The 25099-nt window shown below is 69.2% G+C and carries 25 protein-coding genes; 14 read left to right on the top strand and 11 right to left on the bottom strand.

Annotated elements, in window-relative coordinates:
• Positions 1-30: 30 nt before the first annotated feature.
• The 3 genes from pstS to LI94_RS06110 all read left to right on the top strand — a co-directional run bounded on the left by pstS (position 31) and on the right by LI94_RS06110 (position 4033).
• On the top strand, positions 31-1146 hold the full coding sequence (gene pstS, locus LI94_RS06120) for a phosphate ABC transporter substrate-binding protein PstS (protein ID WP_046300622.1): 1116 nt from the start codon (positions 31-33) through the stop codon (positions 1144-1146).
• Positions 1147-1230: 84 nt separating this feature from the next.
• Positions 1231-3231 (top strand): serine/threonine-protein kinase PknD, encoded by a 2001-nt coding sequence (locus tag LI94_RS06115; RefSeq protein WP_046300621.1) that lies wholly within the window; start codon positions 1231-1233, stop codon positions 3229-3231.
• A 244-nt stretch (positions 3232-3475) separates the two neighbouring features.
• Positions 3476-4033: a cation transporter gene (locus LI94_RS06110; protein WP_036457523.1), complete on the top strand. Its 558-nt coding sequence runs from the start codon at positions 3476-3478 to the stop codon at positions 4031-4033.
• 95 nt (positions 4034-4128) lie between these two features.
• Here LI94_RS06110 and ctpC read toward each other — a convergent pair whose 3' ends face one another.
• The 4 genes from ctpC to LI94_RS06090 form a co-directional block, all read right to left on the bottom strand.
• A complete protein-coding gene (ctpC, locus tag LI94_RS06105; protein WP_046300620.1) occupies positions 4129-6345 on the bottom strand; it encodes a manganese-exporting P-type ATPase CtpC in 2217 nt (738 codons plus the stop codon).
• A 31-nt stretch (positions 6346-6376) separates the two neighbouring features.
• Positions 6377-6658, bottom strand: coding sequence for a DUF1490 family protein (locus tag LI94_RS06100; RefSeq protein ID WP_024441463.1), 282 nt, complete (start codon positions 6656-6658; stop codon positions 6377-6379).
• A gap of 134 nt (positions 6659-6792) precedes the next feature.
• The gene (locus LI94_RS06095) at positions 6793-7518 is read right to left on the bottom strand and encodes a TIGR03089 family protein (RefSeq protein ID WP_255351882.1); all 726 of its coding nucleotides are present in this window, start codon (positions 7516-7518) and stop codon (positions 6793-6795) included.
• A 10-nt stretch (positions 7519-7528) separates the two neighbouring features.
• Positions 7529-9004, bottom strand: coding sequence for an LCP family protein (locus tag LI94_RS06090; protein WP_024441461.1), 1476 nt, complete (start codon positions 9002-9004; stop codon positions 7529-7531).
• Positions 9005-9099: 95 nt separating this feature from the next.
• On the opposite strand from LI94_RS06090, the gene rfbD reads away from it, so the two are divergent.
• From rfbD to LI94_RS06070, 4 genes are all read left to right on the top strand, one after another.
• Entirely contained in the window at positions 9100-9957 is an 858-nt protein-coding gene (rfbD, locus tag LI94_RS06085; protein ID WP_046300618.1) for a dTDP-4-dehydrorhamnose reductase, read from the top strand.
• A 28-nt stretch (positions 9958-9985) separates the two neighbouring features.
• On the top strand, positions 9986-10855 hold the full coding sequence (locus LI94_RS06080) for a glycosyltransferase family 2 protein (protein ID WP_192830921.1): 870 nt from the start codon (positions 9986-9988) through the stop codon (positions 10853-10855).
• Positions 10852-11925, top strand: coding sequence for an NDP-sugar synthase (locus tag LI94_RS06075; RefSeq protein WP_046300617.1), 1074 nt, complete (start codon positions 10852-10854; stop codon positions 11923-11925). The genes LI94_RS06080 and LI94_RS06075 overlap by 4 nt, the downstream gene beginning before the upstream one ends.
• Positions 11926-12013: 88 nt before the next feature.
• Positions 12014-12370 carry a hypothetical protein gene (locus tag LI94_RS06070; protein ID WP_046300616.1) on the top strand — a complete coding sequence of 119 codons (357 nt, stop codon included), beginning with the start codon at positions 12014-12016 and terminating at the stop codon, positions 12368-12370.
• Between the two features lie 10 nt (positions 12371-12380).
• On the opposite strand, the gene LI94_RS06065 is transcribed toward LI94_RS06070, so the two are convergent.
• The 3 genes from LI94_RS06065 to cofD are packed head-to-tail and all read right to left on the bottom strand — an operon-like array spanning position 12381 to position 15264.
• Positions 12381-12914 carry an NUDIX domain-containing protein gene (locus LI94_RS06065; RefSeq protein ID WP_046300615.1) on the bottom strand — a complete coding sequence of 178 codons (534 nt, stop codon included), beginning with the start codon at positions 12912-12914 and terminating at the stop codon, positions 12381-12383.
• On the bottom strand, positions 12911-14260 hold the full coding sequence (locus tag LI94_RS06060) for a coenzyme F420-0:L-glutamate ligase (protein ID WP_046300634.1): 1350 nt from the start codon (positions 14258-14260) through the stop codon (positions 12911-12913). The genes LI94_RS06065 and LI94_RS06060 overlap by 4 nt, the downstream gene beginning before the upstream one ends.
• Positions 14257-15264: a 2-phospho-L-lactate transferase gene (gene cofD / locus LI94_RS06055; protein WP_046300614.1), complete on the bottom strand. Its 1008-nt coding sequence runs from the start codon at positions 15262-15264 to the stop codon at positions 14257-14259. The genes LI94_RS06060 and cofD overlap by 4 nt, the downstream gene beginning before the upstream one ends.
• A gap of 402 nt (positions 15265-15666) precedes the next feature.
• Here cofD and LI94_RS06050 point away from each other — a divergent pair, with 402 nt between their 5' ends.
• Positions 15667-16005 carry a WhiB family transcriptional regulator gene (locus tag LI94_RS06050; protein ID WP_231384008.1) on the top strand — a complete coding sequence of 113 codons (339 nt, stop codon included), beginning with the start codon at positions 15667-15669 and terminating at the stop codon, positions 16003-16005.
• Between the two features lie 33 nt (positions 16006-16038).
• Here LI94_RS06050 and LI94_RS06045 read toward each other — a convergent pair whose 3' ends face one another.
• Positions 16039-16491, bottom strand: a complete 453-nt coding sequence (locus LI94_RS06045) for a metallopeptidase family protein (RefSeq protein ID WP_046285013.1) — start codon at positions 16489-16491, stop codon at positions 16039-16041.
• 93 nt (positions 16492-16584) lie between these two features.
• On the opposite strand from LI94_RS06045, the gene LI94_RS06040 reads away from it, so the two are divergent.
• From LI94_RS06040 to LI94_RS06015, 6 genes are read left to right on the top strand one after another with little or no spacing between them, the layout of a single operon-like run.
• A complete protein-coding gene (locus tag LI94_RS06040; protein ID WP_081654487.1) occupies positions 16585-17025 on the top strand; it encodes a DUF3499 domain-containing protein in 441 nt (146 codons plus the stop codon).
• A gap of 58 nt (positions 17026-17083) precedes the next feature.
• Positions 17084-18481, top strand: coding sequence for a phosphomannomutase/phosphoglucomutase (locus LI94_RS06035; protein WP_046300613.1), 1398 nt, complete (start codon positions 17084-17086; stop codon positions 18479-18481).
• Complete coding sequence (locus tag LI94_RS06030) at positions 18478-19614, top strand: hypothetical protein (protein WP_046300612.1); 1137 nt, start codon at positions 18478-18480, stop codon at positions 19612-19614. The genes LI94_RS06035 and LI94_RS06030 overlap by 4 nt, the downstream gene beginning before the upstream one ends.
• An 8-nt stretch (positions 19615-19622) precedes the next feature.
• Positions 19623-20876, top strand: coding sequence for a mannose-6-phosphate isomerase, class I (manA, locus tag LI94_RS06025; RefSeq protein WP_024441449.1), 1254 nt, complete (start codon positions 19623-19625; stop codon positions 20874-20876).
• Between the two features lies 1 nt (position 20877).
• A complete protein-coding gene (locus LI94_RS06020; protein ID WP_046300611.1) occupies positions 20878-21819 on the top strand; it encodes a cation diffusion facilitator family transporter in 942 nt (313 codons plus the stop codon).
• Between the two features lie 5 nt (positions 21820-21824).
• Entirely contained in the window at positions 21825-22898 is a 1074-nt protein-coding gene (locus tag LI94_RS06015; RefSeq protein ID WP_046300610.1) for a type I-U CRISPR-associated protein Cas7, read from the top strand.
• Between the two features lies 1 nt (position 22899).
• Here the strand turns inward: LI94_RS06015 and LI94_RS06010 are convergent, their stop codons facing one another.
• From LI94_RS06010 to LI94_RS06000, 3 genes are read right to left on the bottom strand one after another with little or no spacing between them, the layout of a single operon-like run.
• On the bottom strand, positions 22900-23664 hold the full coding sequence (locus LI94_RS06010) for an alpha/beta fold hydrolase (protein ID WP_046300609.1): 765 nt from the start codon (positions 23662-23664) through the stop codon (positions 22900-22902).
• 8 nt (positions 23665-23672) lie between these two features.
• Positions 23673-24068 (bottom strand): PaaI family thioesterase, encoded by a 396-nt coding sequence (locus LI94_RS06005; RefSeq protein ID WP_046300608.1) that lies wholly within the window; start codon positions 24066-24068, stop codon positions 23673-23675.
• The gene (locus LI94_RS06000) at positions 24065-24985 is read right to left on the bottom strand and encodes an alpha/beta hydrolase (protein WP_046300633.1); all 921 of its coding nucleotides are present in this window, start codon (positions 24983-24985) and stop codon (positions 24065-24067) included. Before LI94_RS06000 ends, LI94_RS06005 begins: the two co-directional genes overlap by 4 nt.
• Positions 24986-25099: the final 114 nt, after the last annotated feature.

Here is a 25099-nt window from a genome sequence, read left to right as displayed (position 1 = left end):
CCGCGGCGGGTCGCGGTACAGTGTCGTCCTGTGAAATTCGGCCGTTCGACCGTGCTGCCGGCCCTGCTGGCTGTTGGCGCACTGACGGTTTCGGCCTGTGGCGGCGGCTCCGCTCAATTGGTGTCCGCCGAGGACCCGGCCGTAGGCGTGGACTGCGGGGGCAAGCAGGAATTGCAGGCCGGCGGCTCGGCCGCCCAGGCCAACGCGATCGAGCAGTTCGCCTACGCCTTTTCCCGGGCCTGCCCCGGGCAAGTGCTGGTTTACACCGCCAATGGCTCCGCCGCCGGAGTCGATGACTTCCTCGCCAACGAGAGCGACCTGGCCGGCTCCGAGGTGGCTATGGACCCCGCCAAGACGCAGCCGGAACGGGCCGCGGAGCGATGCGGCTCGCCGGCCTGGGACCTGCCGCTGGTGTTCAGTCCGATCGCCGTCACCTACCGCATCACCGGGGTGACCAGCCTCAGCCTGGACGGGCCAACCCTGGCAAAGATCTTCAACGGCAGCATCGGCAGCTGGGACAACCCCGCGATTAAGGCGCTCAATGCCGGCGTCCCGCTGCCCGCGCTGCCCATCCATGTGGTCTATCGCAGCGACCGGTCGCCCAGCACCGCCAATTTCCAGAAGTACCTCGAGGTCGCCTCTGACGGCGGCTGGTATTCCAGCGGCGACACGTTCAACGGCGGCGTCGGCGAAGCCGCCACCGGCAACAACGGTGCCGCTGCGGCGCTGCAGGCCACCGACGGATCCATCACCTATAACGAATGGTCGTTCGCGGTCGGCACACAGCTGCCCATGGCTCAGATCGTCACCGCGGCCGGATCGGCACCGGTGGCGATCTCCGCCGAATCGGTCTCCAAGACGATCGCCGGGGCGAAGTTCGTGTCCGACGCCAACCCGAACAATGACCTGGTGCTGGAGATGGCATCCCTCTACCGGCCCGCCGAACACGGCGCCTACCCGATCGTGTCGGCGACCTACCAGATGGTCTGCTCGAAATACCCCGATGCGGCCACCGGCACGGCGGTCAAGGCGTTCCTGCAGGCTGCGATCGGTCCAGGCCAGGACGGGCTGGACCAGTACGGCTTCATTCCACTGCCGCCGTCCTTCAAATCCAGGGTCCAGACGGCGGTCAACGCGATCTCGTGACCATTCGCGGCGTCGGCGCCGGTTAGTCTGGTAGCTACTCTTTCGCCGCAGTGCGCGGCACCGCGGTCGAAGGGAGCGTCGTCGGTGAACAATCCCGAGCCGGTTTCGCGGACCGGATCGCGATTCGGCCCCTATCAATTGGGGCGGCTGCTCGGCCACGGCGTCGTGGGTGATGTCTACCGGGCCGAGGACACCCGCAACGACGAGGCCGTGGCACTCAAGCTGATCTCGGAGTCGTTCTCCACCGACGAGGCGTTCCGCAGCCGGCTCGAGGACGAGGCCGAAGCCGCCGGACAGTTGACGGAGCCCCATGTGGTGCCGATCCGCGCCTACGGCGAGATCGACGACGTGCTCTACCTGGAGACCGGCCTGATCGACGGTACCGACCTGGCCACCGCGTTGGCCGACGGAGGTCCGTTGAGCCCGCCGCGGGCGGTGGCCATCGTGCGGCAGGTCGCCGCGGCCCTGGACGCGGCCCATAACGCCTTTGTCGTCCACCGCGACGTCAAGCCCGACAACATCCTGCTCACCGCTGATGACTCGGCGTATCTGATGGACTTCGGTGTGGCCGCGGCCATCGCCGAACCGGGCGCAGCGGCCAAGCCGGCGGTCGGCACCCTGGCCTACATGGCGCCCGAGCGTCTGACCGGCGAACAGGTCACGCATCTCGCCGACATCTACTCACTGGCCGCTGTGCTGGCCGAGGCGCTCAGCGGGGTGTGCCCGTTCTCCGCCGAGACCGTCGCCGAGGCGATCGAAGAACGCCGCACGGCCGAGCCCCCGCAACCGAGCAAGCTGTTCCCGGGGCGCGTTCCGGTGGCCATCGACGCGGTGCTCGCCCGCGGGCTGGCCCGCAAACCCGAGGAGCGCTACAGCAGCGCCGGTGAGCTCGCCGCCGCCGCCTACCAGGCGCTGACCGAGCCCGAACGCCACCAGGTATCCCGGATCCTGCTGCGTGGCGAGCCGGCGCTGCACCTGCCCGGCGGCCTGGAACCCGAGCCCCGATCTGAGGGCCGAGGTGGCGGCGCGGCGCCGGCCGGCGTGAGCCGAGCCGGATGGGCGCCGACCGACATCGGATTCGGTGCTGCTTTGGGCGCCGGTCTGGGCGGCCCTCCCCCGGCGCCCTTCCCGATGTCACCCCTGCTGCGCAACGACCTGCAGACGCCGGCCACGGTCATGCCCACCCCGTCGCGGCGCCGGCGGCTGCCCCGCAAGCCGGTGCTGGTGGCGGCCGCGGCGGTTGCCGCGGTCACCGTGGTCGCCGGCATCGGGCACGTGGTGTCGGAGCCCTCGTCGGCGACGCCGGTGGCGGCACCCCCACAGGAGGTGCTGCCGTTCACCGACCTGGACTTCCGGCTCTCACCGGGCGGGGTGGCGTTGGACGGCGACGGCAACGTCTACGTCAGCAGTGAAGGCATCCAGGGGCGTGTGGTGCGCCTGGCCGCCGACACGACCGCCTCGACGGTGGTGGCCTTCAGCGACCAGTACCAGCCCCGCGGTGTGGCGGTCGACAGCATCGGCAACGTGTACTTCTCCGATGTCAACGATCGGGTGGTCAAGGTCAGCGCGGACTCCGAGACTCACACGGTGCTGCCGTTCGCCGGCCTGGATGACCCGGACGGGGTGGCGGTGGACTCCGACGGCGGCAACGTCTATGTCGCCGACCGCGGCAACGACGTGGTACTGCGCCTGGACACCGTCACCAACATCCAGACCACGGTGCCGTTCGTCGGCCTCAACAAGCCCGACGGGGTGGCAGTCGACACCGCCGGCAATGTCTACGTCACCGACACCGGCAACAACCGGGTGCTCAAGCTGGTGGCCGCCACAGGCGAGCAGGTGGTGCTCTCGTTCGCCGGGATCGTCGCTCCGCGGGGTATCGCGGTGGACGAGGCCGGTGACGTCTATGTCACCGAGCACAACCGCAACAAGGTGGTGAAGCTGGCCGCCGGAGCCGCAATCCCGGTGGTGCTGCCGTTCACCGGACTCAACTCCCCATTGGACGTCGCCGTCGACAAACGCGGCGATATCTATGTCGCCGACCGCGGCAACGACCGGGTCGTCAAGGTGGAGGCCAACAGCTGAGTGCCGCCTGAGGCACCGGCGCTGTGACGGCTGCCGCACCGAAACGCCAGGTAGCATTTTTCGCGTGGACAGTAGCGTCGTGGGCCCGGCCGCGGGTATCGCCGATCCGGTGGCCGACGCCCCGGTCACGACCGTCGGGCGCCACGACCACGACCACGACCACGCGGGGCACGCCCACGGCTTTCCCGTCGTTCACGATGCGGGTTGGCGCCGCGCAGCGACCTGGGCCCGGCGGCTTGCCTGGATAAGCCTGGTCCTGGTGGGGATCGAAGGCGTGGTGGGCCTGTGGCAGGGCCTGGCCGCCGGTTCGATCGCCCTGACCGGTTGGGCGCTGGGCGCCATTCCCGAGGCGATGGCCGGGGCGGTGGTGATCTGGCGGTTCACCGGTGCCCGCACACTGTCGGAGACAGCGGAGCGGCGCGCTCAGATCGGCGTGGCGATCTCGTTCTGGATCAACGCCCCCTATATCGCCGCGGAGTCGATACGCCACTTCATCGGCGACCACCGCAGCGAAGGCAGCGCGATCGGCATCGCGGTCACCGCTGCGGCCGTGCTGGTGATGCCGATGCTGGGCCGGGCCCAGCGGCGGCTTGGCAAGCGGCTCGGCTCGGCGGCGACAGTCGGTGAGGGCGTGCAGAACTATCTGTGTGCGATTCAGGCCGCCGCGGTGCTGGTCGGGCTGACCCTGACCACCCAATGGTCCGGCGGCTGGTGGCTGGACCCGCTGATCGGTCTGGGGGTGGCCGCCGTTTCGGTGTGGCAGGGCTTCCGCTCGTGGCGCGGCGAGGGCTGTGGCTGTTAAAGGCTGCTAAACGCTGTTGCGCCCACCGACGCTAAGTCCCGACTGCCCTGGAGCTGGTGGTGGTGCTCGACAGGAACAGTCGGGACGACGACAGATTACGGCACGGACGGCACGGACGCCATCGGCGTCGCCGCCTCGACACCCAGCCGGTAGCGAATCAACCGCGAACTGTTGGCGACGACGGCCACCGATGACGCGTTGTGCAGGATCGCGGCGAGCACCGGTGACAACGCACCGCCGGCGCCGATCAACAGTCCGACGGCGTTGACCGCGATCGACATGCCGTAGTTCTGCCGGATCACCTCGACGGCACGTCCGCCCAGGTCCCTGACGTCGAGCAGGCGGCGCAGGTCGTCATTGGCCAGGGCGACATCGGCGGTTTCCACCGCGACGTCGGTACCGGCCAGCCCCATCGCGATCCCGATGTCCGCGGCGGCCAATGCCGGTGCGTCGTTCACGCCGTCACCGACCATGCCCACCACGTAGCCCTCGTCCTGCAGCTCACGGACCACCTGCAGCTTGTCCTCCGGCAGCACCTCAGCTCGCCATTCCTCGATGCCGAGTTCGGTCGCCACCGCTGCCGCGGTCTCCGGGTGATCACCGGTGAGCATGACGATGCGGCGAACGCCTTTGGCGCGCAATGCTTCCAGCACCTCACGCGACTCGGGTCGTACTTCGTCGCGCAGACTGATCAGCCCGACCAAGGTGCCATCGACCGCCAGCAGCAGCGGAGTCTCGGCTTGGGCGCGCAGTTTGTTGACCCAGTCCGCCGCCTTCTTGGAGATGCGGACCTTCTCCGAGCGCAGCAGGTTCGGGCTGCCCAGCAGCAGGGTGCGGCCGTCGGCCCAGGTGCGGATGCCCAGCCCCACCAGAACCTCGCACTCCTCGTGCGGCGGGATGCTGATGTGGCGTTCCTCGGTGGACCGGATGACGGCTTCGGCCAACGGATGTCGCGAATGCAACTCCGAGCTGGCGGCATAGGCGAGCACCTGTTCGGGCTGCCAATCCTTGTGGATGGCAACGATATTGGTCACCACGGGACGGCCCACCGTCAACGTGCCGGTCTTGTCGAACACGATCGCGTCCACCCGGCCGGCCTGCTCCAGATGCGAGCCGCCCTTGATCAGGATGCCGCGCCGGGCGCCGTTGCCGATCGCCGCGCTGATCGCGGTCGGCGTGGCCAGCCCCACCGCGCAGGGGCAGGCGATCAACAGCATCGTCATCGCGCGGCGGACATCGCCGGTGAGCACCAAGGTGATCGCCGAGAGGATGAACGAGGCCGGTACGAAGCGGCGGGAGAAGTTCTCGCCGACGGTCTGGATCGGTGCGCGGTCATGCTGCGCCTCCTCGACGCGGCTGATGATGCGGCCGATCACGGTCTGGCTTCCCACCGCGGTGGCCCGGACCACCAGTCGGCCGCGCACCACCACCGAACCGGCATGCACGCGCGCCCCGGCGATCACGCTGACCGGCAGCGTCTCGCCGGTGATGGCGGATTGGTCCACGATGGCTTCCCCGTCGACGATCTCGCCGTCGACCGGGATCGCCACGTGGTCGTGGACGATCACCTCGTCGCCGATCTGCACCGTGTCGATCGGAACCTGAACCTCGGTACCGTCGGCCAACCTGACCCAGGCGGTGTCCTGGTTGCCGCGCAACAGATCCGAGATGGCGCGGCGGGTGCGGCGCAGCGTCAGATCCTGCAGGTACTCACCGATATTGAGCAACCACAGCACGGTCAGCGCCACCACGTTCTCGCGAAGCACCAGGCTGGCCACGGTCGCGGCGGTCACCAGAGCGTCGGTGCCGGCCCGGCCGGACCGGATGGAGCGCAGCGCGCCCCGCAGGAAGGGGTAGCCCATGAAGACAGTGGCACCGGTTGCGACGAGCTGGCCGCTGGGTCCCAGCAGCGGCGGCCGGGCGAAGACGTAGCGGCGCATCCCCAGCAGCGCCAGCGCCGCACCGCCGATCACCATGCGCAGCACGTCGGTGTTGCTGACGTCGGCCGAGCGCGGCGTGCGGGCGGGGATCAGCTCGGCGGCCACGGTGGCCGCTGAGGCGATCGCCGCGAGGATCTCCGCAGTGTCACTGCGTTTGGGGGAGTACCAGACCACGACCGATCCGGTTCGCGGATAGGCGTGCACGGTACGGACACCGTGGACCCGGCCGGCGGACTCCTCGGCGGCCACCGCGCGGCGCGAGTCGCCGCGCACCCACGCCACCTGCACCCGCATCCGGCCCGCCGCGTCGGAAATGACGGTCAGCTCGTCGTTGTCGGCGAGCACGGTCGCTATGGCGCCGCTGCTGTTCATCGCTGCGCTCCCCCTCGTCGGCGGGGGGCGCTCAGTGCTCGTGGTCGTGCTCGACGGCGGCCGCCGGCGGGGTGGCTTCCTCGCCGATCCGCTCGCGAGCCTCGGCCACCACGTCGGCCACCTTCAGTCGTGCCGACTCGGCGACCTCTTCGGCTCGCCGGGTTCCGCGCAGACTCCACTCGGTAGCCGTCACCGCTGCCTCGTGCAGCGGAGCTTTCGCCAGCGCCCGGCGGGCCACCTCGTAGGCGCTGACGCCGACCAGTCCGGTGAACACCGTCGACGCCGCTTTCGCCAGCAATCCCTGCACTGCCATGGGTCATCTCCTCTTACGTACGGCGGGTTCTTGCGGGCAAGAGGATCAGCATATCAGCATTTATGCATGTGTTGGTGGTCCCGGCGTGACGCCTGCTTCCCCCCGATGGGGGACGGAAATGGCTGTCGGGCGGTTCAGCCCAGATCGCGGGTGACCTTTTCGCTGGCCCGGCGACGCTCCTGCAGTTCGGGATCGGCATTGGCGACCTGGACCAGCGACCCACCCACGGCGAACACCGCCAGCATGTTCTCGATCAGCTCGGTCGGGTTGGTCCAGTCCCCGGTCGACCACACCCGATCCGACGACGTCAAACCCAATGCTGCCGCGCACTTCTCACACGAGGCCAGCACGTCATCCGGCGACGCCCCGGCCAGGGCTGGGCCGGGGGCGCGTTCGGCGTCGATCTGGTCGCCGTGCACCCGCACTGCGGTCGCGTAGTCGGTGACGCCGATCGGCAGGTCGGGGGCCGGCCGGCCGAACGGGTCCAGCGACAACACGACCACTTCGCCGCCGGTGGCAGCCACCGCCGCGTCGGCCTCATCGATCCGGTCGGCAGTGCACAGCGCAACATCGGAGTCGTCTCCTGGATCGCCGAGCAGCACCTCGGCCCCGATCCACCAGGCACCGAACAGCACCGCCGCGGTCTGCCAGTGCGACGGCAACAACACCGCAATACGACTGCCGGCTCCGGCGCCGAGCTCGTCGCGCAGCAGGTTGCCGGTCTTGGCCGCCCAGTTTGCCAGCGTCGCCGCGGACAGCTCGATGCGCTCGCCGGAGGCGTCGTCGTAATAGGTGATCCGTGGCCCGACGGGGTCGGCGCGCATGATCGGATCAAGGATCGCCGAGCTGAGGTTGATCACCTCAGCGACGTTAGTTCACGCATTGTGGGTCGTTGGAACCCGCGGTCAGAATCGGTGACGCAACGGGGATTTGGGGCGCCTCGTCGTCGTCGTAGCTAAAGATGCCGGCCGCCTGCGCACTGGCGCCCCCGGAGCCCAGGCCCGATCCGGGCCCGGTGTAGTCGTTGGCCAGCACCACGCGCACCGAGCCGGTCGGGACTGACTCGTTGGACACCACCGGCAAGCCGCCCAGGTCCCTGGCCACCGCCAGCGCGCCGGGGTCGTCAGCCGACGCTGCCTGCACCTGGCTGGTGGGCACGTGCCCGGACTCGTTGTTGCCGACCGACCCGGTGCCGAACCCCTTGGCGTTGAGCACCCCGGAAACCGCGGCGGCCAGGCCGTTGATGTCGGTGTCGTTGAGCACGCTGGCGGTGGTCTGTTCCGGGTTGTAGGCCAGTTGCTCGGTCTTGCCCTCGTCCTGATCGTGCAGCAGCCCGGCCACCCAGTCAGCTACCTGGTCGGGATCGACACGGACCACGCTCTGCATACCGTCGTCGCTCCAGCCGGCCTCCTCGAGCACCGGGATCGTGGCGAACGCCACCTTGCCCGCGGCCAGGTCCTGGGCCTTGGTGACGAAGTCGATCACGTCCCAGCCCTCCGACAGCACCACCGACCGCTGTACCGCGGCCTGCAGCCGCGACAAGGTGCCCGGACTGGACAGGGTCTTGCCGGAGATGACCTGATGGGCCAGGGACGCCATCACCGTCTGCTGACGCCGGACCCGGTCCAGGTCGCCGTGCGGGAGTTCGTGGCGCTGTCGGACGAAGCTCAGTGCCTGGGCGCCGCCCAGCCGCTGCCAGCCGGCCGGGAAGTCCGCGCCGGAGAGCTCTTCATACACCGGCTCCTTGAGACAGACGTCGACGCCGCCGAGGGCATCGGTGATCAACGCGAACCCGAGCAGTCCGATCTCGGCGTAGTGGTCGACGGTGACGCCGGTCAGATCGGCCACCGTCTTGATCAGGGCCTCGCGGCCCGCCTCGGTGCCGCGCGCCTGCGCCTGGATCGGATCCATCCCGGATTCGACGAGCGCGTCGGCGGTCTCCAGCCGAGTGGCCCCGTACACGCCGTTGATCTTGGTCTTGTCCAGCCCAGGTGCCGCCACGTAGGAGTCGCGGGGGATCGAGATCGCGGTGGCCGACTTCCCGCTGTTGGGGATCCGGACCAGGATGATGGTGTCGGTGTTGGTGGCCTCGTCGTCGCCGACGCGCAGCGCGGCCAGCTCTTCCGGCGTCAGCGGATTGCCGTGGGCGTCGGTGCGGCTGTCCATCCCGACCAGCAGGATGTCGACCGCGCCGTCGGATCCGCCGTTGCCCAGCGCCAGCGACGAGACGTGGAAGATGCCGTCCTCGAACGACCGGACTTGGCTCCAGGCCACCCCGGTCCCCAGGACGATGGCGACGGCTGCCACCGTGGCAATCACACGAACCACACGTTGCGCAGGCATCACTTCAGATTACTTGCGTAACTGCCGTATCGGCGGTAGCCGAGCGCGGCGTGGCAGCCCGCAAGCGAAGCTGGAGCCGCCGCTTAAGCTCGACGCTCATGCGGATTGTGATCACCGGCGCAGGCGGCCAAGTCGGCACTTTCCTGGCGAAACGCGCCGCCGAGACCGGTCATGACGTGCTGGCGCTGACATCGGCGCAATGCGACATCACCGACGGCGCCGCCGTGGACGCCGTGGACCTGCGGCCCGACGACATGCTGATCAACTGTGCGGCCTACACCCAAGTCGACGCCGCCGAGACCGATGCCGAGCGGGCCCACGCCGTCAACGCGACCGGACCGGGCCACCTTGCGACCGCCTGTACTCGGGCCGGCGCGCGGCTGATCCACATCTCCACCGACTACGTCTTCGACGGCGACTTCGGCGATAACCCGCCGCGCCCGTACGAACCGGCAGACGCCACCCGGCCACTGTCGGTCTACGGCAGCACCAAACTGGCCGGTGAGAACGCGGTACTGGCCGCTTCACCGGACGCCCTGGTGGTGCGCACCGCCTGGGTCTACACCGGTGCCGCCGGTGGTTCGGACTTCGTCGCGGTGATGCGCGAGCGGGCTGCGGGCGGCGCGGACGTGGAGGTGGTCGACGACCAGATCGGATCCCCGACCTATGTCGGCGATCTCGTCGACGCACTGCTGGCGCTGACGTCCTCGCCGCCGGGCGCTCGGGTGTTGCATGCCGCCAACGCCGGTGCCGCGAGCCGCTACGAACAGGCCCGCGCGGTGTTCGCCGCGGTCGGCGCCGATCCGGACCGGGTGCACCCGGTCAGCAGTGCCGTACATCCGCGCCCGGCGGCCCGTCCCGCCTACTCCGCGTTGTCGGGCGACGAGTCGGCGCGGGCCGGCCTGGCACCGCTGCGCCGGTGGAGCGATGCACTGTCCGCCGCCGTGGCCAGATAACCTCTAGGCCGTGAGTGAGGCCCTACCGGTGGTGACGGTGACCTATTCGCCGGGATGGCATCTGGACCGATTCCTGGCGTCGCTGGCGCTGGCGACCGACCGTCCGGTGCGGGTGGTGATGGCCGACAACGGATCCACCGACGGCTCGCCGGAGGAGGCCGAGCAGCGCTATCCCAACGTGCAGTTGCTGCATACCGGGGCCAACCTGGGCTACGGCGGAGCGGTCAACGCCGGGGTGGCTCTGCTGGACGCCGAGGGCGGCGAGCGCAGCGAATTTCTGATCGTGGCCAACCCCGATGTGCAGTGGGGTCCGGGCAGCATCGAGGCCCTGCTGGATGCGGCGGCCCGGTGGCCGCAGGCGGCGACGCTGGGGCCGTTGATCCGGGAGCCGGACGGTTCGGTGTATCCCTCGGCGCGCCACCTGCCCAGCCTGATCCGCGGCGGCATGCACGCGGTGGTCGGTCCGGTGTGGCCCAACAATCCGTGGACCCGCGCCTATCGGCAGGAACGGCTGGAGCCCAGCGAACGGCCGGTCGGGTGGCTCTCGGGCGCCTGCCTGCTGGTGCGCCGGGCCGCGTTCGACGCGGTCGGCGGCTTCGACGAGCGCTACTTCCTCTATATGGAGGACGTCGACCTGGGCGACCGGCTGGCCAAGGCCGGTTGGCTCAACGTCTACGTGCCCACGGCCGAGGTGTTGCACCAGAAGGGTCACGCCACCGGCAAGGACCCCGCACGCAACCTGGCCGCGCACCATCGCAGCACCTACACCTACCTCGCCGACCGGCACACCGGCTGGTGGCGGGCCCCGTTGCGCTGGAGCATGCGCGGCGCGCTGGCGGTGCGCTCACACCTGGCGGTGCGCAACGCCCGCCGCAAATTGACGAAGGGACACCCGTGACACTGAGCCAACTCGATGCGGTGGTCCTCGTCGGCGGCAAGGGCACCCGGCTGCGGCCACTGACGCTGTCGGCCCCCAAGCCGATGCTGCCGACCGCGGGTCTGCCCTTCCTGACGCACCTGCTGTCGCGGATCGCTGCCGCCGGCATCGAGCACGTCATCCTCAGCACGTCGTATAAGCCAGAGGTGTTCGCCGAGGAATTCGGCGACGGCTCGGCGCTGGGCCTGCAGATCGACTACGTGACCGAGGATGAGCCGCTGGGCACCGGCGGCGGTATCGCCAACGTCGCGCCCAAGCTGCGCCATGACACCGCGATGGTGTTCAACGGTGATGTGCTGTCCGGGGCTGATCTGACCGAACTGCACGCCTACCACCGGGAGCAGGGCGCCGAGGCCACCCTGCACCTGGTGCGTGTCGGCGACCCGCGGGCCTTCGGTTGCGTGCCCACCGACGACGGGCGGGTCACCGCATTCCTGGAGAAGACCGAAGACCCGCCGACCGACCAGATCAACGCCGGTTGCTACGTGCTCTCCCGCGGCGTCATCGACCGCATCCCGCGCGGCCGCCCGGTTTCGGTGGAGCGCGAGGTGTTTCCCGCGCTGCTGGCCGACGCCGTGTTGGTCTGCGGCTACGTCGACACCAGCTATTGGCGCGACATGGGCACACCGGAGGATTTCGTACGCGGTTCGGCGGACCTGGTGCGGGGCATCGCGCCGTCACCGGCGCTGGGTGGCAAGCGCGGTGAGGCACTGGTGCACGACGGTGCCTCGGTGGCGCCCGGTGCGGTGCTGATCGGCGGGACCGTCGTGGGCCGGGGTGCTGAGATCGGCCCGGGCGCCCGCCTCGATGGCGCGGTGATCTTCGACGGGGTGAAAGTCGAGGCCGGGTGCGTGATCGAACGATCGATCATCGGCTTCGGCGCTCGCATCGGGCCGCGGGCGTTGATCCGCGACGGGGTGATCGGCGACGGCGCCGACATCGGGGCGCGCTGCGAATTGCTGCGTGGGGCCCGGGTGTGGCCCGGGGTGTCGATCCCGGACTGCGGGATTCGCTACTCCAGCGACGTCTAAGCCGGTTTCGCGCTGACTCTGCGCCAAAGGCGCACCCATCTCGCGCTTTTCGCCATGGACGCCGAGTCAACGGTGGATAGTCATAACCATGTTCACCAGAGCCTTCGTCGGGTGCCTGGCCGCAGTCGCCATGGCGGCGCCGGCCGCTGCAGACCCGCTGGACCCGATTCCCGGTAACGGGGTCTTTCAGGTCGGAACCGACATCGCACCGGGCCTCTATCACACCGGTGGGTCGGGTTCGGCTTTCGGCGTGTGGATCAACAACGTGCCGACCCAGGAATCGATGTGTTCCTGGTTCACCTACAGCACACCCGACGCCGCCAAGGACCATGTGGTCCAGACGAACACGTCAATCGGCCCGATGTACGCGAGCATTCCCGTCACGGTCAAGGCCTTCGAGTCACAGAACTGCCAACCCTGGACGCGGGTAAACGACTCCCAGTGAGCCCGGGGGCCTATCCGACGGCCCGCGCCACCAGATGCGCCAGGGCGTCGTCGGCGTCCGGCGGTAGGCCGTCGACCGGCCACCAGCGCAGCGCAAGCGACTCGTCGCTGATCCCGATCTGTGCGTTCGTGGGCGCGTGCGCCACGAATTGCAGGTCCAGGTGCCGGGTCGGCACACCCAGTGAGCAGGTCACCGGATGCACGTGCACGGCCGCCAGCGCCGGATCCAGTCGCAGGCCGGTGATGCCGGATTCCTCGGTGGCCTCGCGCAGCGCGGCTGCGCGGATGTCGGCGTCGGTGTCCTCGCAATGACCTCCGAGCTGCAGCCAGCGGCCCACCCGCGGGTGCAGCGTGAGTAACGCGTGCTCACCGGTGTGGTCGAGCACCAGGGTGGAAGCGGTGATGTGGCCGGGAACGCATTCGCGCCGGCACGCGTCGGGGCGGGCCGCCAGAAACGCCAGCACCGCATGCCGGAGCGAATCTTGCGCGGAATCTGGTGCGGTCCAACCACTCAGTGCCGCTACAGCGGACTCGTGCAGACTCATCGCCGCACCAGCAGGTCGCCGATGTCGGCCGGTTCGCGGGGTTCGGGCGGCTCGGTGGGGTAGCCGATCGCGATGGCGCCCAGGGGTTCCCAGTCGGGCGGCAGATCCAGTTCGGTGCGGACCAACTCGGGGGTGAAGATGGTCGAACCGATCCAGCAGCTGCCTACGCCACGGACCGCCAGCGCCACCAACAGGCCTTGGACGGCAGCACCGACGGCGACCGTGAACATGGTGTGCTCGGCGGCGGTGCGGGCGGCGTCCGGATAGTGGTGGGCGCCGTCGGGCACCATCATCGGGATGACGACTTCGGGTGCGTCATAAAGGATCTGGCCACGCGAGACCCGGGCGTCAATGGACTCAGGCGATCTGCCGTCGCCGGCCAAGTCGGATCGCCACTGCTGTGCCATGGCATCGAGCAGCCGAGTGCGCACGCTCGGAGTCTGCAGCCACACGAACCGGACCGGGCGGGTGTGATGCGGTGCCGGGGCGGTCAGGGCCTCGGCCATGGCATCAGTGATCAGTTGCGCCGGAACGGGTTCCCCGGCGAACCTGCGCACGGAGCGGCGCAGCAGCTGAGCCTGCCCGCGTCCCGCCTCGATGGCCTCGGCGGTCCCGAGCCAGAACAGGTCCTCGGAGCCGGAACGCACCAGTGCTGCTGCGGTGGAACCGTTGTCGGGGCTGCTGACGCCACGCACCACCGCCACCGGAATATCGGTGAGCTTGCCCTTCACCAGGTCGGCAGCCGCGGCGAGTTCGTCAGCGACGGCGACTTCCGTGACCACCAATTCGTTGCCGTGTCGGTCGACTGACCCGGCGTAGCCGTTGAGCACCGACAAGCCCGACGCGCCGATCGCGACGTCGATCTGGCCGTTGCGCCAGGCCCGGCCCATGGTGTCGGTGATCAGCACCGCCACGTTGACGCCCAGACGCTCGGCCAGTCCGGCGCGCAACGCGGCGGCGCTGCCGTCGGGATCGACCGGCAACAGCGCGAGTTCGTCGGAGCCGACGTTGGAGCCGTCCACACCGGCGGCCGCCTGCACCAGTCCCAGGCGGTTCTCGGTGATCCAGGTGCGGCCCTTGCGGGCCAGTACGCGTACCGCCTCGGCCTCGACCAGTTGGCGGCGCAGCGCATCACGCGCCTCGGCGTCGTGCGGCGCCGGCACGATGCGGCCCTCGCACTTGGACACCACCTTGCTGGTGACGACCACGATGTCGCCGTCGGCCAGCCACGGTGCGGCCTGGGCCAGCATGGAAGCGAGATCGTCGCCGGGCCGGAACTCGCCCAATCCGGTCACCGGCAGGATCTCGACCTTGGCGGCGCTGCCGTGCTCGCCCTGCCCCTTTATGGTGACACCCCCGCTAGCTCCAGTCCGGTGCGGACCATTTGGGCCGTGGCCGCCGGATCGGTCATCAACAGCGGGGCGGCGCGAACGGTGACGCCGGCGATGTCGGGTGTGTCGGGGGACTCGCCCTCGTGCACCAGCCAGTAGTCCAAGATCCCGGTGCCGCTGCGGGCGCCGTAGTGCTCGCCGACGGCTCGGGAGGTGGAGTCCAAGCCGATCACGCTCAGGCAGACATCGGCCATACCGCGCAACGGCTTTCCGGCGATGATCGGGGAGTAGCCGACGACCGGTGCCGCCGTGGAGCGCAGGGCCGCGCGGACACCCGGAACGGCCAGGATGGCGCCGATGCTGACCACCGGATTCGAGGGGGCCAGCAGCACGATGTCGGCGCCGGCGATGGCGTCGACGACTTCGGTTGTGGCGGTGGCCTTCTCTGCGCCCACGAAGCCGAACCCGTGGGTGGGAACTTGGGCACGGTAGCGCACCCACCACTCCTGGAAGTGGATCGCGCGCTGGGTGTTGTCGGCCGGATCGGTGATGACGACGTGGGTTTCGCAACTGTCGTTGGTGACCGGCAGCAGTCGCGCGCCGGGCTGCCAGCGCTCGCACAGCGCCGAAGTCACCTCGGTCAGCGGGTAACCGGCGCGCAGCGACTGGGTGCGGACCAGGTGGGTGGCCAGGTCGCGGTCGCCGAGACCGAACCAGTCGGGCTGCATTCCGTAGCGGCCCAACTCCTCCATGGCATGCCAGGTTTCGTCGCGATGCCCCCAGCCGCGTTCGGCATCCACGCCGCCGCCCAGGGTGTACATGCAGGTGTCCAGATCGGGGCAGATGCGCACACCGTGCATCCAGGCATCGTCGCCGACGTTGACGATCGCGGTCAGCTCGTGCGCCTCGGCCCCGTTGTCAGCCGGGGATTCGGCGAATTGGCCCAGACCCAGTAGTTTCTGGACGCCGAGCAGGAATCGGGCGCCGCCGACCCCTCCGACGAGAACGGTGACCTTCACAGCGCACGACAGTACCTTTGGCGCCGCTGCCGCCGGTGTGGCGGACCGCCGTCGTCGCTGCATCGGGGGCACGGTAAGACACGCCGAGACGCGGGTGTGGGGTAGATGACAGGGACTCGCCGGTCTCGGACACGTTGGAAATCGATCACGAGATGGTAAGGAATTTGGCCAATCAGCTTGACCGGGCTGATCAACCCGTGTCTAATCACACTAGTGTCATTTCCCGGTTGGCCAGCCGATTTCGGTGCCGCAGACCGAGATTCGATCACATGTTCGAATCGAGATGGTCCAAATCTTGGATTCGGCCGACATATCAGGATCGCGCTATAGGTGAGGAGGCGGAGCATGTCCTATGAGCACCTTTGGGGCGTGATGGGAGGAGCATCGCACGCCGGTGCCGAAATGGCTGAAATGGCTGGGCCGAGCGGGCTGGAGGCGATGCCCAGTCGACCACATCTGAGTCTGGTTCCCGAGCCGGAGGACTACGACGAGTTCGACCCGTTCGACCCCGCGACGGCCACCAATGAGCAGTGGCAGGACCGCGCCCTGTGCTCGCAGACCGACCCCGAGGCGTTCTTTCCGGAGAAGGGCGGTTCGACTCGCGAGGCCAAGAAGATCTGCCAGCGATGCTCGGTTCGCAGCGAGTGCCTGGAGTACGCCTTGGCGCACGACGAGCGTTTCGGTATCTGGGGCGGGCTTTCCGAGCGTGAGCGCCGCCGCCTCAAGCGCGGCATCATCTGATTCCCGCTCTGCGACGCGTGTGACCGATCGGTCCTAGTCGTCGATCGTCGGGTCGATGACGGTGGGCTCGACATCCAAATAGGTGGCGACTTGGGCCACCAAGATCTCGTGCAATAAATCACCGAGCTCTGTGCTGTCGTTTGCGCGTTGCTCGATCGGCTTGCGGAACAGCAAGATTCGGGCGCGTGTCGGATTTCCCCGCACATCCACCCCGGCGGGAATCAAACGGGCCAGCGGAATTGGCCCGTCCGCGACCACTTCTGGGGGCCACTGCACACTGTCGGGGTCCTTGGCGGCGATCCGCGGGATCTCATCGACCGCGACATCGAGCGCCGTCAGCCGTTGCTTCCACCGTTGCTCGATGGGCTCGTAGGCCTCCAGCACCGCCATGTCGAACCGTTCGGCGCGGGTGCGCCAGCCTGGAACGGTGGGCGGCAACAGCGGCCCGCGGGTTTCGCGGCCGCGCCAGCGGCGACGCGTGGCGATCACGCAGAAGATGGTAACGGTTGTGCATAGGGTGCCGGCGCCTTGCGCGTGTCCGGCGCCGCGGGGGCGCGCGGCCACGATAGCCTCACGGGCGTGAACGTTCCCCGCCGTTGCTGCCGGCCAGGGTGTCCGCACTATGCGGTGGCGACGCTGACGTTCGTCTACTCGGACTCCACCGCCGTGGTCGGCCCGCTGGCGACTGCCGCTGAACCGCATTCCTGGGACTTGTGCTTCAGTCACGCAGGCCGGATCACCGCCCCGCGCGGTTGGGAACTGGTCCGCCACCCCGGCCCGTGGGTATCGCCTGAAGAGGATGATCTGATCGCGCTTGCCGAGGCGGTTCGCGAGCGCGAATCCGGGCGGGCGGCCCCGGCAAACGGGTGGTACCCCCAGGCCAATCCGATCGACTCCCCGACCCGCGGAGCGCCCACCGCCGGACCTGGTGGTGGTGTGCTGGCACCGCCCGGTGCGCCGGGCAAGACCAATGGCCGGCGCCGTGGCCACCTGCGTGTGTTGCCAGACCCTTCGGACTGATCGCGGGTTCCGGGCTAGGCTTGAGCGTCAAGAGTCCACTGCGTCAGGAGCCCTGTCCATGTCTCGGCCCGCTGCGGCTGTCCACCGTGTGATCAAGGCGTACGACGTACGCGGCCTGGTCGGTTCGGAGATCGATGAATCCCTCGTCACTGAGGTCGGGTCCTCGTTTGCCCGGCTGATGGCCGAGGAAGGCGCCCGCCAGGTGGTGATCGGCCACGACATGCGGGACAGTTCGCCACTGCTGTCTGCGGCGTTCGCCGAAGGCGTGATCGCCCGCGGCCTGGATGTGGTCCGGATCGGGCTGGCGTCGACCGACCAGCTCTATTTCGCCTCCGGGGCGCTGGACTGCCCGGGTGCGATGTTCACCGCCAGCCACAACCCGGCGGCCTACAACGGCATCAAGCTCTGCCGGGCCGGTGCCAAGCCGGTGGGCGCTGACAGCGGCCTGGGCCGGATCCGCGATGAGCTGATCGCCGGCGTCGATTCGGCTGGCGACGGCCAAGAATCGCGCGGCAGCATCACCGACCGTGACGTGCTCGCCGACTATGCGGCATTCCTGCACTCGCTGGTCGACATCTCCGGCCTGCGGCCGCTGCGTGTGGCCGTCGACGCCGGCAACGGGATGGCCGGCCACACCGCCCCGGCGGTGTTCGGCTCGGTCGGGGGTATCACACTGCTGCCGCTGTACTTCGAGTTGGACGGCAACTTTCCCAACCACGAGGCCAACCCGCTGGATCCGGCCAACCTCGTTGATCTGCAGACGTTCGTGCGCGAGAGCGGCGCCGACATCGGACTGGCCTTCGACGGCGACGCCGACCGGTGCTTCGTGGTCGACGAGCGCGGCGAGCCGGTGTCGCCGTCGGCGGTGACCGGCCTGGTCGCGGCCCGTGAATTGGCCCGCGAGCCCGGTGCGACGGTGATCCACAACCTGATCACCTCGCATGCCGTGCCCGAACTGGTCAGCGAGCGCGGCGGCACCCCGCTGCGGTCGCGGGTCGGACACTCCTACATCAAGGCGCTGATGGCCGAGACCGGGGCCATCTTCGGCGGGGAGCACTCGGCGCACTACTACTTCCGGGAATTCTGGGGCGCCGACTCGGGCATGCTGGCGGCCCTGCACGTACTGGCCGCGCTCGGCGAACAGCAGCGGCCGTTGTCGGAGCTGACCGCCGACTACCAGCGCTACGCGGCGTCCGGCGAGATCAACTTCACCGTCTCCGATGCGCAGGACTGCGTGGACGCGGTGGTCGGGTCGTTCGGTGACCAGGTGTCGTCGGTGGACCACCTCGACGGCGTGACCGTCGAGCTGGGTTCGGGCAGCTGGTTCAACCTGCGCAGCTCCAACACCGAGCCGCTGCTGCGGCTCAACGTCGAGGCGCCCGACGCCGCCGCGGTGGACGCGGTGGTGGCCCAAGTCTCCGAACAGATCACCGCTGCGGAGAAGTCGCGTCCGTGACCGCGTTCTCCGGCTCCTTCTCCACCGTCGACCTCGATGACACCGAGGCTCTGCTGGCGGCTGACCGTGACGGCGCACTGTGGGCCGCATCGATGGCCGGCGCACAGGTGCGCGCTACCGCCGCGACGGTCGATGAGGGTGCCCTGGATGCCGTGCGCAGCGAGAGCCGTGACTACCCGCCGCGGACGATCATCTGGCTGTCCACCCGCGGCACCGCGGCCACGGCAGGGAGCCTGCTGGCCGCTACCCGCGGCGAGTCGGCGCGGGCACCGCTGGTGCTGGCCGCCGAGGCCCCGTCCTGGATCGGATCGCTGGACGTCCTGATCGTTGCCGGCGACGATCCGGGCGATCCCGCGCTGGTCGCCGCGGCCGCGGCCGGGGTACGTCGCGGCGCGCGAGTCGTGGTGGTCGCGCCCTACGAAGGGCCGCTGCGCGACGCCACCGCCGGCCGGGCCGCCGTGCTGGAACCGCGGATCGCCGTCTCGGCGGAGTTCGGTCTGCCGCGCTACCTGGCCGCCGGGCTGGCCATCATGGATGCCCTGGAGGGTGCGGCCGCACCGACCGACTTGGCCGTGCTGGCCGACGAGCTCGACGCCGAGGCGCTGCGCAACAGTGCCGCGCGTGAGCTGTTCACCAACCCGGCGAAGATGCTGGCGGACCGCATCGTGGGCCGCGAGGTCGCGTTGGCCGGCGACTGCGCGGCGACCCTGGCGCTGGCTCGGCACGGCAGCGCGGCGATGCTGCGGATCGGTCGGATCACGGTAGCGGCGGCCGGGCTGGCCGACGCGGTGAGCGTGCTGCGGGCGCAGGCCGCCGGTGGCCGCGACGTCTCCGACATCTTTCACGACGAGCAGATCGACGGACCGGCCGCCGGACGGCTGCGAGTACTGGCCCTGACGCTGGCCGCCGAACGCACCGTGGTGGCGGCCCGAATCAACGGCCTGCACGACGTCGATCTGATCGCAGCCGGGGATGTGCCGGTGGCACCGGGTGCCTCGGCGGAAGCCGCGAGCCCGACTGTGCCGGCGGGGGAGCTGTCGCCGAGCGGTCCGGGCCGGGCCGAACAGCAGCTTGCGGTGCTGGCCGTGCGGTTGGAGATGGCCGCCGCCTACGTGAGACTTTTGCGGGGTTGACGGGAACAGTGGAACAGCTACGCGGTGCGATACGGACCTACGCCTGGGGCTCGAGGACTGCTATCGCCGAGTTCACCGGTCGGCCCGTTCCGGCGGCGCATCCCGAAGCCGAGCTTTGGCTGGGGGCACACCCGGGGGACCCGGCCTGCCTGGAGACCGACACCGGCGAGGTGTCGTTGCTCAACGTTCTGACTCACGACCCGGAGGGCCAGCTGGGCCCGGTGGCTCAGGCGCGCTTCGGTGACCGGCTGCCGTTTCTGGTCAAGGTGCTGGCCGCCGACGAGCCGCTGTCGCTGCAGGCCCACCCCAGTGCCATGCAGGCGATCGAGGGCTACGAGCGTGAGGAGCGGCTCGGGGTCCCGGTGTCTTCGCCGATCCGCAACTACCGCGACACCAGTCACAAACCCGAACTTCTGGTGGCGCTGCAGCCGTTCGAGGCGCTGGCAGGATTCCGGCCGGTGGCGCGCACCATCGAGCTGCTGAGGGCGCTGGCCGTATCCGACCTGGACCCGTTCATCGACCTGCTCGGCGGCCAGACGGGCAACGGTCAGTCCGATGTGCAGTCCGACGCCGACGGACTGCGGGCGCTGTTCACCACGTGGATCACCGCGCCCCAACCTGATCTGGACGTGTTGGTGCCCGCGGTGCTGGAAGGGGCCATCCAGTACCTCAGTTCTGAGGCCGGCGAGTTCTCTGCCGAGGCCAAGACGGTGCTCGAACTGGGGGAGCGGTATCCCGGGGATGCCGGTGTCCTGGCTTCGCTGCTGCTCAACCGGATCAGCCTGGCGCCGGGAGAGGCCATCTTCGTCTCGGCCGGAAACCTGCACACCTACCTGCATGGCGTGGGTCTGGAGGTGATGGCCAACTCCGACAACGTGCTGCGTGGCGGACTGACCCCCAAACACGTCGACGTCCCCGAGCTGCTGCGGGTGCTGGATTTCACCCCCACCACGGAGGAGGCGCTGCGACCGGCCACCCATACCGAGGGACTCGAGCTGGTCTACCGGACACCCGCCGAGGAATTCGCGGTGTCGCGACTGACGCTCGACGGCAGCCACCTCGGTCACGAGGTGGACGCGCCCGCGCGCCACGACGGTCCGCAGATTCTGCTGTGCACCGAGGGCGTGATCACCGTGCACGCCAAGTCCAAGACGCTGACGTTGCACCGCGGCGAGTCGGCCTGGGTGCCCTGCGACGACGGGCCGATCCGGTTGCTCGCCCAAAAACCGGCCGCCCTGTTCCGGGCGACGATAGGCCTCTAGAGTGTCGTCCTCGGGCAGCACCAAGGCCATCATCGCGGCCTTGACGGCCAACGGCGGCATCGCGGTGGCGAAGTTCGCCGGTTACCTGATCACCGGTAGCGCCGCCATGCTCGCCGAGGCAGTGCACTCGGTGGTCGACACCTCCAACCAGGCGCTGCTGCTGTTCGGGCAGCGCGCGGCCGCCAAGGCCCCCGACGCGCTGCATCCCTTCGGGCACGGGCGCAGCCGCTATTTCTGGTCGTTCGTGGTGGCGCTGGTGCTGTTCAGCCTGGGCTCGATGTTCGCGCTGTACGAGGGCTACGAGAAGGTGCGTCACCCGGTCGAGCTGAGCTCGCCGGTGGTGGCGATCGCGATCCTGCTGGTGGCTATCGGCTTGGAGACCTACAGTTTTCGCACCGCTCTGCGCGAGTCGCGCCCGCTCAAAGGTGAGGCCAGCTGGTGGCGCTTCTTGCGTACCTCCCGCAACCCGGAGCTGCCGGTGGTCCTGCTCGAGGACACCGCGGCGCTGATCGGTCTGGCACTGGCACTGATCGGCGTCGGACTGAGCACGGTCACCGGAAATCCGGTGTGGGACGGTGTCGCAACGCTGGGCATCAGTGCGCTGCTGGGGGTGGTCGCCGTATTCCTGATGGTGGAGATGCACAGCCTGCTGATCGGCGAGGGCGCCACCGCCGCCGAGGATCAGGCCATTCGCGCGGCGCTGGAGGGCACCGAGAACGTCACCCGGCTGATCCACATCCGCACCCAGTACCTGGGCCCGGAAGAGATGCTGGTGGGGGCAAAGATCGCAGTGGTTCGCAGCCTCGATTTGGCCGGCGTCGCGGCCACTATCGACGCCGCCGAAGCCAATATCCGTGCGGCTGTACCCGCGGCGCTGGTCATCTATCTCGAGCCGGACCTGGACCGCACGCCTGTGCCACACTCGGTGGACCAGAAAGGTTGATCGCTTTGTCCAAACTTTCCTTTCCACAGCTGGTGGCCGCCTGCCAGGCCGGCGGCGGCAGCACGCTGACGGTGTCCACCGAGCTGGCGCCGGCCGGGGGACCACACGCCGCGATCAGCCCGGCGCCCCGTGCCGGGCGCTCAGCGTCGGCGGTCGAGACCCGACTGATCGACGGGGAACCGACGGCCACTGTGCTCATCGATGACAACCAGAGCCAGGTCCAGCGCGTCGAAGCCGCGATCCTGCAAGGCATCCACGCCCAGCATCCGCTGCTGAGCCGGGTGCCGCGAATGGAGGTCTCCTACGAGGGCGGCCGGGTGGTCTACACCGATCTCGAACTGCCGCAACGCATTTTCGACGGGCACTTTCTCACCGGCTCCATCGACGGCAAGCCCGCGATCGCCCACCCCGCCTACCGCGTGGCCCGCGAGAGCACACCGGACAACGCTCGCGCGCTGCTGGAACTGAGCCCCGGCAGTCTGATCTTCGGTGCGATCGACGCCGCTTTGGGCACCGGTCAAAGCCGTTTCCGCGGAGTGCTGTCCGGTGAGATCATCGGCGTGCTCGTCGAAGGTGTATCGGCGGATTCCCGTGCGGTGCCCGACAGCGGAGTGTGCTGCAGTCGGATTATTCGCACCCAGGTGCTCAGCTTCGCCGCGCTGCGTCAGCTGCGTTTCGACTGCGGTCCGGCCGGCGACGAGGCGGGCCGTGTCCTGCTGGCCGCCTACGCGCTGGCCGGGTTGGCGCGTTCGAACGCCGAACTGAGCATCAGGGCCAACTGTGACCTGGTGGAAACCGGCCCCACCACGCTCAAACTCGATGCCCGCGATGGGGACTTCGTGGAGTTGGCCGCGCTGTCGATCGCCGAGGCCGACGAACTGCTGGAGCGGGCTCTGGTGGAGGCCTACCGGGAGGCCGACATCAACTGGCGGGGTCAGGTGCTGCGTGTCACCGGTAACTCCGCGGCCTACACCGCCGCCCAGAACGGCGGAGCGTCGCAGGACACACCGGTCGTGCATGCGCCTCGGCGGTTTCGGTTGCCGCATTTCCTCGGAAGCCGGCTGACCACGCCGAACTGAGTCACCGCAATTCGGAGACCGATTCCCAGAAGGATGTGAGCGCGGCCGCGCCACGCACCGGATCGTCGGTCATCCACCAGTGGCCAAGCCCGTCGAGCACTTCGGTGCGGGCACCCGCCTGGTGCGCTGCGCGTCGCCGGATCTCCTCGGATCCCACGTAGGGGTCGCCGGTGGCCAGCAGGGACAGGCCCGGCCGGGCACGCGCGCGCTCCAGCCCTCCGCCGGTTTGCGCCATCGCGCCGGGGCCTTCCACCGAGCGATACAGCAGTAGGGTTGCCCGGCCCATCTCCGGACCCTGTGCCTGCGCCATGGATCTGGCGATGTCTGGCGGCAGCGTGGCCGACCACAGCGCGGTCCGGTCTTCCACTGTCCCGCCGAGCATGTTCGCGACCAGCCGCTCACCCTTTCCCGGGGTCCGCCAGATCTGGGCGGTCTCGGGCCAGGCATAGTCCGGATCGAACACACCGATGATGTCGGTGGTCCAACTACGCACCAGGTCGGGGCGGTGCATGGCCAGATTGACGACGTGGACGCCACCCCAGTCGTGTCCGACGAGGTCGATCGGCTCGCCGGGACCGCCGAGGGCTTCGAGCTCACGTTCGAGCCAGTCGCGGTAGGCGACGTAGGTTGCGGAGAAGTGTTGCGGCAGTGGGGCGCCGAAGCCCGGTGGTGACAACCGCACGACATCTCGACGGCCCAGGGCATCGACCAGTGGGTCCCAGATCGCATCCGATTCCGGGTTGCCGTGCACCAGCACTACCGACATGAGCGCGTTCAGCCAGGTAGCTCGATGGCGGCGAAATTCACCGTCGCGGTGGCGGCCAGCTGATCATCGTCGCCTCGGTAGATGTCGACTTGGGCCACCACCGAACGCCGGCCGGTACGCAGGATGGACGCGACGGCCCGCGCCGGTCCGGCCTTGATCGGCCGCAGGTAGCGGATGAACAGGTCCGTCGTGGCGATGCCGTTGCCGAACTGGGTGCTGCGCGCCGCGAGCTGTCCGGCCGCCACGTCGGCCATGGTGGCGATCAATCCGCCCTGCAGCCCGCCGGCGGTGTTGACCACACGCTCGTCGACCGGCATCTGCAGCGTCAGGGTGCCGTCGGCCGACGGCACCTCCCGCAGACCGAGTTGGTCGAACAACTCCCGGATCGATTGCGGCGCGGTCACAGGGTCGGCTCGCGCGCCTCGTCCCAGGCCTGGAGCAGCGTGCACAGAATCTCTTCGGCGCGGCCCAGTCCGGCCAGATGGCTCTCCCCGGGAATCGGGTAGAGCCGGGCGTCGGGAAGCAGCGCCACCGCATGTTTGCCGTGGGAGAACGGGACGATGTGGTCGGCGTCGCCGTGCCACCAGTGCACCGGCACCTTGATGTCGGCGAGCCGGAAGCCCCAGGGCCGGGCGAACAGGATGGCGTCCGCGATCGGCGCGGCGAGCTGCTTGCGGGAGCCGTTGAGCAGGTCGTCGAGGAACATGGCCTTGAACTCCGGGCGAGACAGCATCTCGCGGTCGCCCTCCGGGGAGATCCGCGCGTAGATCTCCAGCGCCGGCGAGGCCACCGGCCGGACCATCCGAATCAGGCCGGCGGCCAGCAAGCTGATCGGTCGCCCGGCGTGGTCCAGCACCGGCTCGGCGAGCCGGGCCAGCCGCATCAGGTTGCTGTCGATGGCTTCGGGGCCCACCGCTGGGGCGACACCGCCCAGCACGCCGGCCGCGACCACCCGCTTGGGCATGGCCGCGGCGCACGCCAGCGTGTAGGGACCGCCGCCGGACAGCCCGATGACCGCCATCTTGTCGATCCCGAGCGTGTCGGCGACGGTGCGCAGGTCGTCGGCGAACTGGGAAACCGTCTCGTACTGGAATGGGGTCGAGGAACCGATGCCGGGCCGGTCCACCCCGATCAGGCGGATGTTGGCTTCGGCGGCATACAGCCGGGCTTCGACCGGAATCTGCCGGCGGGCGCCGGGTGTGCCATGCAACCAGAACATCGCCCGGCCCTGCGGGGCACCGAATTCGGCGAAGCCGAGCTGACGGTCCTCGCCGACGGCGATGTTCCCCTCGATCTGAGGACGGGCGATGTCATAAGCCATGCTCGGAGTCTGGCATGTGCCCAGCAGCCGCGTCACCCCCGGTCGCAGGCTCGGTGATCGGCATCGACATTTCGGTGGGCTGTGCGCGGCCTGTCTCTTATACACATCTGACGC

The organism is Mycobacterium sp. UM_Kg27, assembly GCF_000972905.1.
Taxonomy (GTDB): Bacteria; Actinomycetota; Actinomycetes; order Mycobacteriales; family Mycobacteriaceae; genus Mycobacterium.
The sequence above is the reverse complement of the archived record's forward strand: the minus strand, read 5'-3'. Positions and strand labels throughout refer to the sequence as shown.